Annotated in this window: 14 protein-coding genes; 8 read left to right on the top strand and 6 right to left on the bottom strand. The window is 59.5% G+C overall.

What is annotated here, in order from left to right; translation table 11 throughout:
• Nucleotides 1–45 precede the first annotated feature (45 nt).
• A complete protein-coding gene (locus HBN79_RS05240) occupies nt 46–432 on the bottom strand; it encodes an MAPEG family protein (protein ID WP_095019477.1) in 387 nt (128 codons plus the stop codon).
• A gap of 13 nt (nt 433–445) precedes the next feature.
• Nucleotides 446–1279 (bottom strand): DMT family transporter, encoded by an 834-nt coding sequence (locus HBN79_RS05245; RefSeq protein ID WP_130872146.1) that lies wholly within the window; start codon nt 1277–1279, stop codon nt 446–448.
• 199 nt (nt 1280–1478) lie between these two features.
• Here HBN79_RS05245 and HBN79_RS05250 point away from each other — a divergent pair, with 199 nt between their 5' ends.
• From HBN79_RS05250 to HBN79_RS05260, 3 genes are all read left to right on the top strand, one after another.
• Nucleotides 1479–2738 (top strand): sodium:proton antiporter, encoded by a 1260-nt coding sequence (locus tag HBN79_RS05250; protein ID WP_169916431.1) that lies wholly within the window; start codon nt 1479–1481, stop codon nt 2736–2738.
• Nucleotides 2739–2936: 198 nt separating this feature from the next.
• On the top strand, nt 2937–3311 hold the full coding sequence (locus HBN79_RS05255; protein WP_094999883.1) for a hypothetical protein: 375 nt from the start codon (nt 2937–2939) through the stop codon (nt 3309–3311).
• Nucleotides 3308–5299: a pyrroloquinoline quinone-dependent dehydrogenase gene (locus tag HBN79_RS05260; protein WP_150628468.1), complete on the top strand. Its 1992-nt coding sequence runs from the start codon at nt 3308–3310 to the stop codon at nt 5297–5299. Before HBN79_RS05255 ends, HBN79_RS05260 begins: the two co-directional genes overlap by 4 nt.
• A gap of 112 nt (nt 5300–5411) precedes the next feature.
• Here HBN79_RS05260 and HBN79_RS05265 read toward each other — a convergent pair whose 3' ends face one another.
• Entirely contained in the window at nt 5412–6320 is a 909-nt protein-coding gene (locus HBN79_RS05265) for a LysR substrate-binding domain-containing protein (protein ID WP_095025296.1), read from the bottom strand.
• Nucleotides 6321–6427: 107 nt separating this feature from the next.
• Here HBN79_RS05265 and HBN79_RS05270 point away from each other — a divergent pair, with 107 nt between their 5' ends.
• Genes HBN79_RS05270 through HBN79_RS05280 form a run of 3 tightly spaced genes read left to right on the top strand, consistent with a single transcriptional unit; the run spans nt 6428 to nt 8966 of the window.
• Nucleotides 6428–7660, top strand: coding sequence for a D-amino acid dehydrogenase (locus tag HBN79_RS05270; RefSeq protein ID WP_094999880.1), 1233 nt, complete (start codon nt 6428–6430; stop codon nt 7658–7660).
• Nucleotides 7661–7690: 30 nt separating this feature from the next.
• Nucleotides 7691–8041: a RidA family protein gene (locus HBN79_RS05275; RefSeq protein ID WP_094999879.1), complete on the top strand. Its 351-nt coding sequence runs from the start codon at nt 7691–7693 to the stop codon at nt 8039–8041.
• A gap of 22 nt (nt 8042–8063) precedes the next feature.
• Nucleotides 8064–8966, top strand: coding sequence for a transporter substrate-binding domain-containing protein (locus HBN79_RS05280; RefSeq protein ID WP_095020458.1), 903 nt, complete (start codon nt 8064–8066; stop codon nt 8964–8966).
• 575 nt (nt 8967–9541) lie between these two features.
• Here the strand turns inward: HBN79_RS05280 and HBN79_RS05285 are convergent.
• Both HBN79_RS05285 and HBN79_RS05290 read right to left on the bottom strand, forming a co-directional pair.
• Nucleotides 9542–10261: a 16S rRNA (uracil(1498)-N(3))-methyltransferase gene (locus HBN79_RS05285; RefSeq protein WP_094999877.1), complete on the bottom strand. Its 720-nt coding sequence runs from the start codon at nt 10259–10261 to the stop codon at nt 9542–9544.
• A 73-nt stretch (nt 10262–10334) separates the two neighbouring features.
• Nucleotides 10335–11741, bottom strand: a complete 1407-nt coding sequence (locus HBN79_RS05290) for an adenosylmethionine--8-amino-7-oxononanoate transaminase (protein ID WP_095020460.1) — start codon at nt 11739–11741, stop codon at nt 10335–10337.
• 272 nt (nt 11742–12013) lie between these two features.
• Here HBN79_RS05290 and HBN79_RS05295 point away from each other — a divergent pair, with 272 nt between their 5' ends.
• Both HBN79_RS05295 and HBN79_RS05300 read left to right on the top strand, forming a co-directional pair.
• Complete coding sequence (locus HBN79_RS05295; protein WP_095025292.1) at nt 12014–12565, top strand: cytochrome b; 552 nt, start codon at nt 12014–12016, stop codon at nt 12563–12565.
• A 32-nt stretch (nt 12566–12597) separates the two neighbouring features.
• The gene (locus tag HBN79_RS05300; protein WP_094999874.1) at nt 12598–13173 is read left to right on the top strand and encodes a YceI family protein; all 576 of its coding nucleotides are present in this window, start codon (nt 12598–12600) and stop codon (nt 13171–13173) included.
• Nucleotides 13174–13332: 159 nt separating this feature from the next.
• Here HBN79_RS05300 and HBN79_RS05305 read toward each other — a convergent pair whose 3' ends face one another.
• Complete coding sequence (locus HBN79_RS05305; protein WP_094999873.1) at nt 13333–15186, bottom strand: DEAD/DEAH box helicase; 1854 nt, start codon at nt 15184–15186, stop codon at nt 13333–13335.
• Nucleotides 15187–15476: the final 290 nt, after the last annotated feature.

The following is a 15476-nucleotide window of genomic DNA, read 5'->3' on the forward strand; positions in this document are numbered from 1 at the left end:
GACATCGCGAGCAAGCCCGCTCCCACAGGCAGCGTGGTGATTGCGTTACATCGACACAAAAAAGAAGCTGACCACCAGCCCCATGCCGATAAACCACACGATGGAACGCAGCATCGCCCAGTCAGCCAGGTAGCAGATGATGTAGAGCATGCGACTGGTAATAAACAGCACCGCCAGCACGTCAATGGTCACCGGCTGGGCGTTGCCGACGATATCGGCAATGATCACCGCCGCGGCAAACGCCGGGGTCACTTCAAAGCTGTTGAGCTGGGCACTGTGGGCACGCTTGGCAAACCCTTGCAGGCCGTCAAGAAACGTACGCGGATCATGGTTTTGCCTGGGCCCGAACTTGCCGTCACTGAACTTGGCAAAGGCGGTACACACATAGGTCAAACAGAAGGCAATCAGCACACACCAGAAAGCAACCGTCATTGGAATTTCCTTTTTAGAGTTTCATCACGAGCATGCCGATCAGCACCAGCCCACAGGCTAAGAGCCTCGGTCCGCCGAAAGGTTCTTTGAGGTAACGCATACCGAACAGCACCACCAGAATCACACTGACTTCACGCAGCGCCGCCGCCTCGGCAATCGAGCCCAGTTGCATGGCCCACAGCACCAGCGCATAGCTGGCCAGCACGCAAACCCCCACCGCCACGCCCAATCGCCATTGTGTACGCCAGAACAGCGCAAACGCGGCACGCTTGCGGGTAACCGCCAGCAACGGAAACGGCCAGGCGCTGAGCAGCGTGACCCACACCAGGTAATCCAGCGGGTGCGACCAGCGGCGGATTGCCTGGCCATCCAGGAAGGTATAGCAACCGATACACAGGCCGATCAGCGCCACGACCGGCAGCATCGACCAGGGCAGACGATCACCGCCACCGCCCTGCCACAACAGGCAGGCCATGCCGCACGGGATCAGCAAAATACCGATAATCTGCTGCCCGGTCAGCACTTCTCCGGCAAAGGTCAGGGTCAGCGCCAGCACCACCAATGGCGACAGCCCACGCATCAGCGGGTACACCAGACCCAGATCCCCCACCCGATAGGCGCGGATCAGCAGCACCCGATACACCAGCTCGAAAAATACCGACGCCAGGATCCACGGCCAGATATCCGCCGGTGGCCATTGCGCAAACCCCACCAGCACCGCCACCACCACCAGCGCCACCGTGTCCATGCAGGCGATCACCAGCAAACGCTCACCGCTGAACTTGATCAGGGTGTTCCAGATCGCGTGCAATACCGCCGCGACCAACACCAACACCGTTGCCAGCACCGCAGACTCCTTATTGTTATCAACCTGCGACTGCCGCAAGCGCCACCATGCAACCTCAGTGCAGCATTGTGGTCAATGACCTCGCACTTCGCGTCCGTTTGCCACACCCCCGGGATGTGCCCCTGACGCCCGTTTTTGCATCCAAACATGACCCGAACCCATCGGATTTCCATTCACTCTCGCCACCACAGGATCCCGGATGCTTGAGCTTGTTGCTGCGTTTATCTGCCTGACCTCACTACTGACTTATGTGAACTTCCGCTTTATCGGCCTGCCGCCGACGATTGGCGTGATGGTCACCGCCCTGATGTTTTCCCTGCTGTTGCAAGGCTTGAGCTTTCTCGGTTACCCCGGGCTGGAAGAGCGCGTGCAAGAGCTGATCGGCCAGATCGACTTCGGCGACCTGCTGATGAACTGGATGCTGTCGTTCCTGCTGTTTGCCGGCGCCCTGCATGTGAATTTCAACGACGTGCGCAGCTATCGCTGGCCCATTGGCTTGCTGGCCACGGTCGGCGTATTGATCGCCACTACGGTGATCGGCAGCCTCGCGTACTGGATTTTCGGCCTGTTCGGCTGGCATATCAGCTTCCTGTACTGCCTGCTGTTCGGTGCACTGATCTCCCCCACCGACCCGATTGCCGTGCTCGGCGTGCTGCGTACAGCCAATGCCTCCAAGCCACTGAAAACCACCATCGTCGGTGAGTCGCTGTTCAATGACGGCACCGCCGTTGTGGTGTTCACCGTGCTGTTGGGCATCGTGCAACTGGGCGAAACACCTAGCCTGAGCGCCACGGCCATGCTGTTCGCCCACGAAGCCATTGGCGGCGTGGTGTTCGGCGGCCTGATCGGTTACCTGGTGTACTGCATGATCAAGAGCATCGAGCAATACCAGATCGAAGTGATGCTGACCCTGGCCCTGGTGATTGGCGGCTCGGCCATGGCCAGTGAGCTGCATGTATCGGCACCGATTGCGATGGTGGTCGCCGGTTTGATCATCGGCAACCTGGGCCGCAACAAGGCCATGAACGAGATGACCCGTCGCTACATGGACGGTTTTTGGGAGCTGCTGGATGACATGCTCAATGCGCTGCTGTTTGCGCTGATCGGCATGGAACTCTTGCTGCTGCCGTTCTCGTGGCTGCATCTGCTGGCTGCCAGTGGTTTGGCCGTGGCCATTTTGCTGTCGCGCCTGCTGACTGTGGCCCCGGCCATTGTCTTGCTGCGCCGCTGGCGCACCGTGCCGCGCGGCACTATCCGTATCCTCACCTGGGGCGGCTTGCGCGGTGGTGTTTCGGTGGCGCTGGCCCTGGCCTTACCGCTGGGCCCGGAGCGCGACCTGATCCTGAGTATCACTTATATCGTGGTGCTGTCCTCGATCCTGTTCCAGGGCCTGACCATCGGCAAACTGGTCAAGCATGTGACCAAGGATGCGCCGGTGGAGGCTGAGCAGGCGCACTGACACTCACATTTCCTGTGGGAGCGGGCTTGCCCGCGATGGCATCTACTCGGTCTGTCAAAGAGACCGAGCCGCCTGTATCGCGAGCAAGCCCGCTCCCACAAAGATTGCTGCCGCTTGCATCCTCCCGGCGATTTCCTCCGCCTTGGCTACACTCACTTTCCGTGATGCCCTCGGGCATGAATCGCTAAGGAGAAAGGGATGAGTACTTCTGCAGCCTACGCACCGCCCAGGCGCCAACTGGGTGCCCATATCATGATCATCGCGGCTCTGGCTGCCCTGGCCATTACGGCAGGGCGGTTCTTTATGCCATTGTCCGGTGTGACGGGTTCCGGCGGGGCAATGACCACTATGTTTGCCGAACTGGTGCTGTTTGTCCTGGGCGTACTGCTGCTCAAGACCGGGGCAGGAGGCTTGCGCAACTTCGTCCTGTTTCTGGGCTGGGCCGGTGCGATAGGCACCATTTTTGCCGCCAGCCTGCTGCATGGTTGGTGGACAGTGATTGCCCTGCTGGTCTACGCCGTGGGTGTTGTCATTGAAACCTTTGGCCCCAAGCCAGCAAGGAGCGCGATATGAACGGGATCAAGAAGCACATTTTGACAGCACCGGCGCTGTGCCTGCTCGCCGGGGTATCCAACGCTTACGCCCAGGACACCTACACCGTACCGCCACCGTTGCTGGCACCGTCGAGCGTCTCTGCCGAAGACGCCAGAATCCCGATCCCCAGCGGCAAGGAATGGGACAGCTTCCACGGCCAGCTCAGCTCGCAGAAGTACTCGCCCCTCACCCAGATCAACAAGGACAACGTCGGTAAACTGACCAAAGTCTGGCAGTACTTCACCGGCGACATGTCCACCGGCACCGGCAAAATTCCGCCATCGGTATGGTCCGCCACGCCCATTTTCGCCAATGACACACTCTACGTCGGCACGCCGTTCTACCGGATCATTGCCCTTGAGCCCGAGACCGGCAAAGAGAAGTGGACCTACGACACCAAATCGCCCCTGGTGGCCGAAACCCAGCCCGCGCTTAAATCACGCGGTGTGGCCTACTGGCAGGAAAAAAACCCGCAAGCGGGCGTGGCCTGCCAGAAGGTCGTGTACCTGGGCAATATGACCGCACAGCTGTACGCGGTGGATGCCGATACCGGTAAACCCTGCGAAGGCTTCGGTAAAAATGGCGTGGTGGACGTCAACCAGTGGAACAAGGTCAACGCCAAGTGGCCACTTTCCCAGCTGCAACCCCCCACCGTTATTGGCGACAAGCTGATCGTGGGCTGGGCCGGCAAAGACTGGGAATACGAAGTTGAATCACCGGGCTCGCTGTTTGCCCTCAATGCCCGCACCGGTGAGCTGGAATGGGAATTCAAGCCGATCCCGGATGAAGAAGCTGGCAAAACCGGTACCGCTAACATCTGGACCGCGATGTCTTATGACCCGGCTCTGGGCTTGCTGTACATCCCCGTGTCCTCACCGTCACCCAACTACTGGGGCGGCAACCGGACCAAACCGATTCCTCTGGGAACCTCCACCACTGCGCTGGATATCAATACCGGCAAGGTCGTCTGGTCTCGTCAGTGGGTTCACCATGACTTGTGGGACTACGACATCAACTCGGCGCCAACGCTGATGGATATCACCGTCGATGGCAAGCCTGTAGCGGCATTGGTACAAGCGACCAAAATGGGCTTCCTGTTTACCGTCGACCGCCGTACCGGTGAAGACGTGTGGCCGATCGAAGAGCGCCCCGTACCCAAAGGCGACGCCGACGGCGAAGTCTACTCACCGACCCAACCGTTCCCGACCAAACCTGCGCCGCTGCTGGATCAGTCGAAAAAACCAGCCATCTGGAAAATCGCCGATATCGTCGGTTTCGGCCAGTGCAGCAAAATGTGGGATGGCCTGGAATACAACGGCATGTACTCACCGCCTTCGACCAAAGGCAACGGCGTCCTGGCTTACCCGGACAGCGCCGGTGGGGTGCAATGGGGCGGTGTCGCGTTTGACCCGGTGAGCCAGGTGGCCATTGTGAACACCTCGCACATCGTGCAGATGATCAAGCTGTGGGATCGCGCTTCCTACGACAAGCAGCCTAAAGACTCCGGCAACGAAAACGGCTTCTACCCACAGATCGGCGCGCCTTACGGCATGAGTTTGCTGAACGCGCAAAACTGGGCAGGCATGCCGTGCTGGGCACCGCCTTTCGGTGAAATCGTGGCAATCAACATGAACACCGGTGACGTGAAATGGCGCCGGCCGATGGGTGCCGTGCAGCAATGGGGCTGGTACATGCCTGAAAGCATGGGCTCACCGACCATTGGTGGCCCGGCAGTAACGGCCGGTGGCGTGGTGTTTATCGGTGCCTCGATGGATGCCAAGGTGCGCGCCTACTCCCTGGATGACGGCAAGGAATTGTGGTCGGACATCGTCATGGCCCCTGCCGTGGCCAACCCCGCGATCTATGAATACAAGGGCCGTCAGTATGTGGCGTTTGTAGCGGGGGGCAACTCGATCTTGAAAGATCAGGTAGGTGATCAGGTGGTGGTGTACGCCTTGCCGAAGTAACCCCCACCCTGTGGGAGCGGGCTTGCTCGCGATGGTAGCGCCGTGGTCACTCAGACAAATCGCGCGGCCATTATCGCGAGCAAGCCCGCTCCCACACTGTTAAATCGCGTTATCAACCCGCCAACCGCTGCAACTGTTCGCTGGCACGCTCTGCGAACAGTTGCAGCAACCCTTCCAGCGTATGTACCGGGGCCTCATCGGCCCGGGTCAGCGCATACAGCGTAATCGGTAGTGCGGGGCTCAGAGGCCGGATCACGGTACTCGCCCGCGACGCTCCCAGCGCCGTAAACGGATCGATCACCGCCAACCCGGCCCCCGCCTCCACCATCGCCCGCGCCAGTGAATAGGTTTGTACCGCAATGCTGATACGTGGCGGCGGCTCAACCGATTGCAGGTAGCTGTCCAGCCGTGCAAACAACGGATCGGCACTGCTCAGGCCGATCAAAGGCGCATCCGCCAGTTCATCCAGCGCCAGTGGCACACCTTCACTTGCATCAGGCCAGAACCCCCGCGGAGCCAGTGCCACCAATACGCCGTGGGCCAACGCCTGGGCCTTGAGGCCCGGGTGGTCGGGCAGTTTGAAGGTCAGGGCTACGTCCAGTTCGCGCATCAACAGGTTCTGGATCAATTCACGTGTATGAGCACTGACCAGTTCACAGTTGATGTCCGGATATCGGTGCTTCCACTCGCTGATCACGGGCGGCAGTAGCGCCAATGCCAAGGCTGGCGTACTGCCAATGCGCAAACGATGCCCCGGCGTACGCCGCAGGCTTTGCGCCAGACGCTGCACCCCTTGCAGGCTCTCGGTCACCTTGTCGACTTCGCGCTCGAGCAATAGCGCTTCCGGGGTGGGCTGCAATTTGCCGCGTACCCGCAGAAACAACGGGAACCCCAGCCGCTGCTCAGCGTGTTGCAGCACCTTGCTCACCGCAGGCTGCGACACATGCAGCAACTGCGCCGCCGCACTGACAGAACCGGTTTGGCGAATCGCCTGAAACACTTCGATATGACGCAAGCGCATGGCAGTAGTCCATAACCTTTGTTTATGGGATGACCATCTTTATTCATTGTTCGCCGCCTGTCACCTGCCCCTAATCTGAAGCCCGAACAGCAAGGGTGAGGACTGACATGGCACAGCGAGTTTGCATCATCGGCGGGGGCGTAATCGGGCTGGCTACAGCGTATGCCCTGGTGCGCGACGGCTTTGAAGTGACGGTGATCGAGGCCCGCCCGACTTTGGGCAGCCAGACCAGCTTTGCCAATGGTGGCCAGCTCTCCTACCGCTATGTAGCACCGCTGGCCGATGCCGGCGTGCCGTGGCAAGCGATGGGCTGGATGTTGCGCGGCGACTCGCCCCTCAAGCTGCGCCCGCGCATGGACCCGGCCCAATGGCGCTGGCTGGCCTCGTTTGTGGCTGCCTGCCGTGGCTCGGTGAACCAGCGCAATGGCGCGCATTTGCTGCGCCTGGCATTGCTCAGCCAGGCCACGCTGCAGCAGTGGCGCGAAGAAGATCAGCTCGACGGCTTCGCCTGGCAGCGCAACGGCAAGCTGGTGGCGTTCCGTGAGCGCGGCAACTTTGAAAAGGCCCGGAAAAAAGTTATCCACAGCTCATTTCAACAAGCACTGACTGCCGGCGAGTGCGCCAGCCTGGAACCCGGGCTGCAAGGCTCGGCATTCGTCGGCGGTATTTATACCCCCAGCGAAGAGGTCGGGGATTGCCACGGATTCTGTCAGCAACTGGCCGCCCGCTTGCAGGCCAGTGGCCGTTGCACCTTTATGCTGGGCAAGACCGTCACCCGGCTTCGCCACGCCAACGGGGCGGTACAGGCAGTGGAAATGGGCGACGAGGTTCTGGCCGTGGACCAACTGGTGCTCGCCGCCGGGCACAACAGCCCGGCCCTGCGCCTGCCGGGGCTACACCTGCCGTTGTACCCGCTCAAGGGTTACAGCCTTACGCTGGCCCTGACCGACCCGCAAAAGGCACCACAAGTGAGCATTACCGACTACGACCGCAAAATTGTCTACGCGCGTATCGGCGAGCAACTGCGCATCGCCGCGATGGTCGATATCGTCGGCTTCGACCCTGCCCCGGACCCCAAGCGCCTGGCGCAAATGCGTCAACTGGCCAGCAGCACTTTCCCGGATGCGGGCAACTATCAAACCGCCATCGAATGGGCTGGCATGCGCCCTGCAACCCCCAGCGGCGTACCCATCCTGGGTGCCAGCGGTTATCGCAACCTGTGGCTCAACCTGGGCCACGGCGCCCTGGGCTTCACCCTGGCCTGCGGCAGCGGGCGCTTGCTCAGCGAACTGATTGCACAACGCAAAACCTCCATTGACATGCAAGGCCTGGCCGCCTGAGTGCGCCATCCCGTCCACAAGGAAAGCCCTATGACCATTCAACGCATCAACAGCAATGACCGTTTGAGCGCCGCCGCGACGTTTGAAGCCCTGGTGTTTCTGTCGGGACAGGTGCCTACGCAAAGCGAGGACATTACCGCGCAAACGCAAGAAGTGTTGAGCAAGATCGACGCCCTGTTGGCCGAAGCTGGCAGCGATAAAGACCACATCGTTAACGCCACCCTTTACCTGCAAAACATCCAGCGCGACTTTGCGGCCATGAATGCCGTGTGGTCAGCCTGGCTGTCGGCAGGCAAGGCGCCCACCCGCACCACCCTGCAGGCGGAGCTGGCACGGCCTGAGGTATTGGTGGAAATCAGCGTGATTGCAGTTCGTCATTAATCTGTGTGAGGGGAAAACAACAATGAAAAAATTTGCCTTGATCAGTTGCACGCTGGGCCTGTTAATCAGCCATGCCGTACAAGCCAACGAAGCCCCGTTGCAGGGCACACTGAAAAAAATCGCCGACTCGGGAAGTATTACCCTGGGTTATCGCGATGCATCGGTGCCGTTCTCCTATGTCGGCGATAACAGCGGCAAGCCCATGGGCTATTCGGTGGAGCTGGCCAATAAAATCGTCGAGCGCATCCAGCAGCAAGTGGGCAGCAAACCGCTGAAGGTCAAATACAACCTGGTGACCTCGCAAACCCGCATCCCGCTGGTGCAGAACGGCACCGTAGACCTGGAATGCGGCTCAACCGGCGTGACCGCCGAACGGCAAAAACAGGTGGCATTTTCCTATGGGTTTATTTACGTCAAAGGCCAACTGCTGACCGCCAAGGACAGCGGCATCAAGGGCTTTGATGATTTGCGCGACAAAAACGTGGTGACAACGGCAGGCACCACCAACGAACGCTTTATCAAAAGCTACAGCGCCGACCACAAAATGGGCATGAACGTGATCAGTGCCAAAGATCATGGTGAAGCCTTCAAGATGCTCGAAACCGGCCGCGCCGTTGCGTTTTATATGGACGATGCGCTGCTCTACGGCGAACGTGCCAAAGCTCGTGATCCGCACAAATGGGTGGTTGTAGGGGATGAGCAATCCCGTGAAATCTACAGCTGCATGGTGCGCAAGGACGACCCGCAGTTCCTGGCGGTGGTGAACAAGACCCTGGCCGACCTGTATCAGTCCGGGGAAATCACCAGCATTTACCAGCGCTGGTTCGAACAACCGATCCCGCCCAACGGCCTGAACCTGGAGTTCCCGATGACCGCCGAGCTAAAACAGATCATCGCCAAGCCGGTGAGTGACCCGGTGGAGTAAGGGCGTCAAAAAAAGTCTTCCGTTACACCCTCACCTTCAAACCAGCTGCCCCAAAACGCGCCTGCTGCACTCAGGCGCGTGCTGCTTCAGTGCGTTGCCAGCGTATCCAGCGACTTGTCGACATAACCCTTGGCCAGCTCCACCAAGTGCATGACCGACAACACCAAAACGAACGGGTGGCAGCCGTACGCAGGTTAGTAGACCGGTGAGCTCGGAAACCGGCGCGCCCGAGGGCGCCCTGCGCACGGCCACCATAAAGCGGGGCCGAAAAAAAGCGCCTCACTAAGGTGGCGCCTTGCGCCTTGCTCATCTACCAGGCTACTAAACCCGACCGCTGATTTGCAGCGATGGGCCGAGACTATTCCCCGATTTGAACAGGCGCAAGCGAGCGGAATCTTCTCGGATGATTCACGAGAATGAAAGCGAAACGTCGTACGAAACGACTGAAATTGAAGGCCACGCCTTTGTGGGAGCGGGCTTGCTCGCGATGCAGGCGCCGCGGTAGGTCTAGATAATCGCGTCGATCCCATCGCGCGCAAGCCAGCTCCCACAAAAGCAAAAAAGCAGGCCCTGACTTAGAAATCACCCCACAACTGCTGCGCCACGGCCAGGGCTACAACCGGCGCAGTTTCGGTACGCAGCACCCGTGGGCCAAGGCGTGCAGGCTGGTAGCCGGCGGCCTGGGCCAGGTCGATTTCGTTATCGGTCAGGCCGCCTTCGGGGCCGATCAAAAACGCCAGGCGCGAAGGTTTCGCGTGGCTGGCCAAGGGTTCTGACACCGGGTGCAGCACCAGCTTGAGGTCGGCTTCAGTGGTTTTGATCCAGTCGCTGAGCAACACCGGCGGATGGATAACGGGCACCCGCGAACGGCCGCATTGCTCACAGGCGCTGATCGCCACCTGCCGCCAGTGGGCCAGACGTTTGTCGGCGCGTTCGTCCTTGAGCCGCACTTCGCAGCGCTCGCTCATGATCGGGGTGATTTCAGTCACGCCCAGCTCGGTGGCCTTTTGAATAGCCCAGTCCATACGCTCGCCACGGGACAGGCCCTGACCGAGGTGAATGGCCAATGGCGATTCAACTTGCCCTGCGAAGGTTTCGTCCAGCAGCACGCGTACGCGCTTTTTGCCGACTTCCAGCAAGCGTCCCAGAAACTCCTGGCCCGAGCCGTCGAACACTTGCAAGGCATCGCCCTCGGCCATACGCAGCACGCGGCCAATGTAATGCGCCTGAGCCTCAGGCAATTCATGCTCACCAAGGCTCAAAGGAGCGTCGATAAAAAAGCGGGACAATCTCATTTAAATTCTCTGAAAATTCGGGTGCTAATGTGGGAGCAGGCCCGCTCCCACAGGAGATACAGTACGGCCCGGTTTAACCCGGGTCACGGAAGTCCGGGTGAAAATTCGATGGCACGGCCACGCTGATGTCGCTGCGGGTCGCGATATCGATCCCTTCACTGGCCACTTCAGCCAAAAAGTCGATCTGCTCGGGGGTGATCACGTAAGGCGGCAAGAAATACACCACGCTACCCAGTGGGCGCAACAACGCACCCCGCTCCAGGGCGTGTTGGAAGACTTTAAGCCCCCGACGCTCCTGCCACGGGTAAGCGGTTTTGCTGGCCTTGTCCTGAACCATTTCAATGGCCAGCACCATACCGGTCTGACGCACTTCCGAGACATGAGGATGATCAACCAGATGGGCAGTCGCCAGGGCCATACGTTGAGCCAGGGCCTTGTTGTTCTCGATAACGTTGTCTTCTTCGAAGATATCCAGCGTCGCCAACGCTGCGGCACAGGCCAGCGGATTACCCGTATAGCTGTGGGAATGCAGGAAGGCGCGCAGGGTCGGGTAATCGTCGTAGAACGCGCTGTACACCTCATCCGTGGTCATGCAGGCCGCCAACGGCAAATAGCCACCGGTCAACGCTTTGGACAGACACAGGAAGTCCGGCGTGATGCCCGCCTGTTCGCAGGCGAACATGGTACCGGTGCGGCCAAAGCCCACGGCAATTTCATCAAGGATCAAGTGCACGCCGTAACGGTCACAGGCCTCGCGCAGCAGTGTGAGGTACACCGGGTGGTACATGCGCATGCCACCCGCGCCCTGAATCAGCGGCTCGACGATAACCGCAGCCACGGTTTGATGATTTTCGGCGAGAGTCTGCTCCATCGCCAAAAACATCGTGCGCGAATGCGCTTCCCAGCTCACGCCTTCAGGGCGCAGGTAGCAGTCGGGGCTCGGCACCTTGATGGTGTCGAGCAGCAACGCCTTGTAGGTTTCAGTGAACAACGGCACATCGCCCACGGCCATCGCGGCCATGGTTTCACCGTGATAGCTGTTGGTCAGGGTAACGAAGCGTTTTTTGTCTGGCTGTTCACGGTTGAGCCAGTAGTGAAAGCTCATCTTCAGCGCAACTTCGATGCACGACGAGCCGTTATCGGCATAGAAGCAACGGGTCAGGCCTTCAGGTGTCATCTTGACCAGCCGCTCGGACAGTTCGATCACCGGCTGATGGCTGAAGCCTGCAAGGATCACGTGCTCCAACTGATCGACCTGATCCTTGATGCGCTGGTTGATTCGCGGGTTGCAGTGGCCAAACACATTGACCCACCAGGAACTCACGGCATCGAGGTAGCGCTTGCCTTCAAAGTCTTCCAGCCACACGCCTTCGCCGCGCTTGATAGGGATCAAGGGCAGTTGTTCATGGTCTTTCATTTGGGTGCAGGGATGCCACAACACGGCAAGGTCGCGTTGCATCCACTGGTTATTCAGGCCCATTTTCACTCTCCTGGCGCTGGCTCCCGGCGTGTGCGGGCAAACAAGAGTGCAAGCCTATGCAATGCGCAGGCGTGTAACAACCTATTACGTTTACTCCGTATTCAAAGACGGCCTTGGACACCCACAGGCAACACAAATATTGTTAACGTTTGCTTAACGTTTGACTCTCAGGCTTCAGATCGTATTTATCGATAGCTTGCAGCAATAAAATGCGCTTTCAATCGATAGGTAAACCATTAGTCTTAGACCCAAGTTCCTACAGGATGTTGGTCATGCAGCTACGTAACTCTTCTTCTCGCTATGGTGCCGTCAGCATCTTCATGCACTGGTCTGTTGCGTTGGTGGTGTTCGGGTTGTTCGCTCTGGGGTTGTGGATGGTCGGTCTGGACTATTACAGCCCTTGGCGCAAAGAGGCGCCTGACCTGCATAAAAGCATTGGTCTGACGCTATTCGCTGTAATGCTGCTACGCGTTGTATGGATCTGGTTCAGCCCGGCACCACCGGCACTGGCCAGTTACAGCCGTGCAACACGAATCGGTGCCAAACTCGGGCATGGTTTTTTGTATCTGGGTTTGTTTGCCGTGATGATCGCCGGCTACCTGATTTCCACCTCTGAGGGCGTGGGTATTCCGGTTTTCGGCCTGTTTGAAGTCCCTGCACTGATTTCCAACCTGCCTGACCAGGCTGATGTAGCGGGTGTCGTGCATCTTTACCTGGCATGGGCCGTGGTCATTTTTGCAGGGCTTCATGGTCTGGTTGCTTTGAAACACCACTTTATCGATCGTGATGCGACCCTGAACCGTATGCTGGGGCGCAAAGCCTGATGCTCAACCTCAACTCAAAAGGAATAGAACGCATGTTGAAAAAGACCCTCGCTGCGCTGGCTCTCGGAACCGCAATGCTGACCGCAGGTCAGGCCATGGCGGCTGACTACACCATCGACAAAGAAGGCCAGCACGCCTTCATCGACTGGAAAGTCAGCCACCTGGGCTTCAGCTTCATTCACGGTACTTTCAAGGACTGGAGCGGTACGTTCTCGTGGGACGCAGCCAAACCTGCCGACAGCAAGATTGACGTGACCCTGAAAACCGCCAGCCTGTTTTCCAACCACGCCGAACGTGACAAGCATATCGCCAGCAAAGATTTCCTGGACGTGAGCAAGTACCCGGAAGCGACCTTCAAGTCGACCAAGGTTGTGCCGACTGGCGACAACACAGCTGACGTAACCGGTGACCTGACCCTGCACGGTGTGACCAAGCCTGTAACCTTCAAGGCAACGTTCAACGGCGAAGGCAAGGATCCGTGGGGCGGCGAACGTGCTGGTTTCAACGCGACCACCACCATCAACCTGCAGGATTTCGGCATCAAGTCCCCAAGCAAGGACCAGACCCTGAGCCTGGATATCTCGCTGGAAGGCGTAAAGGCCAAGTAATAGCGCTTTTAAACGGCTAAAAAAAACGCCCCGGCTTGTGAGAGCCGGGGCGTTTTTTTGTGTGCTGTCGTAGGAGCGGGCTTGCTCGCGATTGGATTGCCTCGGTGCAGCCGTTAACCCGAAGTACCTGAATCGCGAGCAAGCCCGCTGCCACAATTTTTAGCGGTTACGCGTCAGCAGCGCTGGCTTCTCGCCACGCGGGCGGTTCGGCAATTGATCGAGCTGCTCAGGCGTCGGGAAGCGATCGCTTTTCGACTCTTTGTGCATGATCTTCGGCTGGTTCTCGCGTGGGCCTTTAACCGCTGGCTCTTGACGGGCATCGTCACGGGCCGGGCGGTTTTCGCGACGGGCCTGGCCGTCACGCGGAGCGCCACTGCGTGGACCGCTGCGCTTGGCAGGCGGAGTGCCAGTGCTGGCACCGCTACCGGTACGCGGACCGTTCTGACGGCCACCGGTACGACCCGCTGGCGCAGCGCCAGTGCCTGCGCCCTGGGCCGGAGCCCCCGGACGACGGCCACGGCTCTGGTTGTTCTTGTTCTGGTACGGGCTGACGTAATCAGCGCGGTTACCAAAGTTATCCACATCGTCATCACGGAACTCGTCCGGCGCACGATTGGCGTCGGCACGCGGGGTTGGCTGACGCTGTTCACGGGCAGGCTGAGCTTCGCGCGGCTTTTGCTCACGAGCTGGACGCTCGCTGCGAGCAGCTGCCGGCTTTTCTTTGCTCTTTTCCTTGCCCTTGTCTTTACGACCGCCGCCACCGCCCGGGTTACCCGGACCGTCGCCACGCGGGCCGCGCGGCGGGTTGCGCGGGTTACGCACATCCGGACGCTCGCGTACTTCAGGCTTTTCAGCTTCAACCGTGCTCGAGTCAAAACCCATCAGGTCGCCATCGGCGATTTTCTGTTTGGTCATGCGCTCGATGCTTTTCAGCAGTTTTTCTTCGTCCGGCGCTACCAGCGAGATCGCCTCGCCCGAACGACCGGCACGGCCAGTACGGCCGATACGGTGAACGTAATCTTCGTCGACGTTTGGCAGCTCGAAGTTGACCACATGCGGCAGCTGGTCGATGTCCAGGCCACGAGCGGCAATGTCGGTCGCTACCAGAATGCGTACGGTACCGGCCTTGAAGTCGGCCAGGGCTTTGGTGCGCGCGTTCTGGCTCTTGTTACCGTGGATGGCCACAGCGCTGAGGCCGTGCTTGTCCAGGTACTCGGCCAGGCGGTTTGCACCGTGCTTGGTACGGGTGAAGACCAGAACCTGTTCCCAGGCGCCAGCGGTGATCAGGTGCGCCAGCAAGGCACGCTTGTGCGTGGCAGGCAGACGGAACACGCGTTGCTCGATACGCTCGACCGTGGTGTTCGGTGGCGTTACTTCGATGCGTTCCGGGTTGCGCAGCAGCTTGCCGGCCAGATCGGTGATGTCCTTGGAGAACGTCGCCGAAAACAGCAGGTTTTGACGCTTGGCCGGCAGACGAGCGAGGACTTTTTTCACGTCATGGACAAAGCCCATGTCGAGCATACGGTCGGCTTCGTCGAGTACCAGGATTTCAACGTGGGACAGGTCAACACTGCCTTGACCGGCCAGGTCGAGCAAACGACCGGGGCAGGCAACCAGTACGTCAACACCACGGGCCAGGGCCTGAACCTGCGGGTTGGTGCCCACACCGCCAAAAACACAGGCGCTCACGAACTTCAGGTCGCGGGCATAGAGCTTGAAGCTCTCATGCACCTGGGCGGCGAGTTCGCGGGTAGGCGTCAGGACCAGCACGCGTGGTTGGCGTGGGCCGTGGCGCTGGGATTTGTCCGGGTGGCCATTGGGAAACAGCTTTTCCAGAATCGGAAGAGCGAAGCCACCGGTTTTACCAGTACCTGTCTGTGCCGCAACCATCAGGTCGCGACCTTGCAACACGGCGGGAATGGCCCGCTGTTGCACCGGAGTAGGCTCGGTATAGCCCGCAGCTTCAATGGCGCGGACTAAAGCCTCGGAGAGACCGAGGGAAGCAAAGGACATGAGAAATCCTGTTCTAGTTAGGGCTTGGCCCAAAGGGATAGTCTTGCCTGGCGTGAATGGCGTTTAAGATGACGCAATCCCGTCCGGTCCTGCTCCAGTCCTGAAGGCCCATTCATGCCGCTCGCGCTGGCTGAGAGCTGCGCCGTAACGGGAGGTTGAATGCCTTGTACAAGGACGAGCGGCCGGGCGTAAGCCTGGCGGAAAAACCGGAGTATAACAGAGCAATCACGACGCGCCGATTTCATGCTGCCCAACGGCTTTAAACCCATGTGGGAGCGGGCTTGCTCGCG

The sequence above is a fragment of the Pseudomonas sp. WS 5051 genome, from assembly GCF_012985715.1.
GTDB lineage: Bacteria > Pseudomonadota > Gammaproteobacteria > Pseudomonadales > Pseudomonadaceae > Aquipseudomonas > Aquipseudomonas bubulae.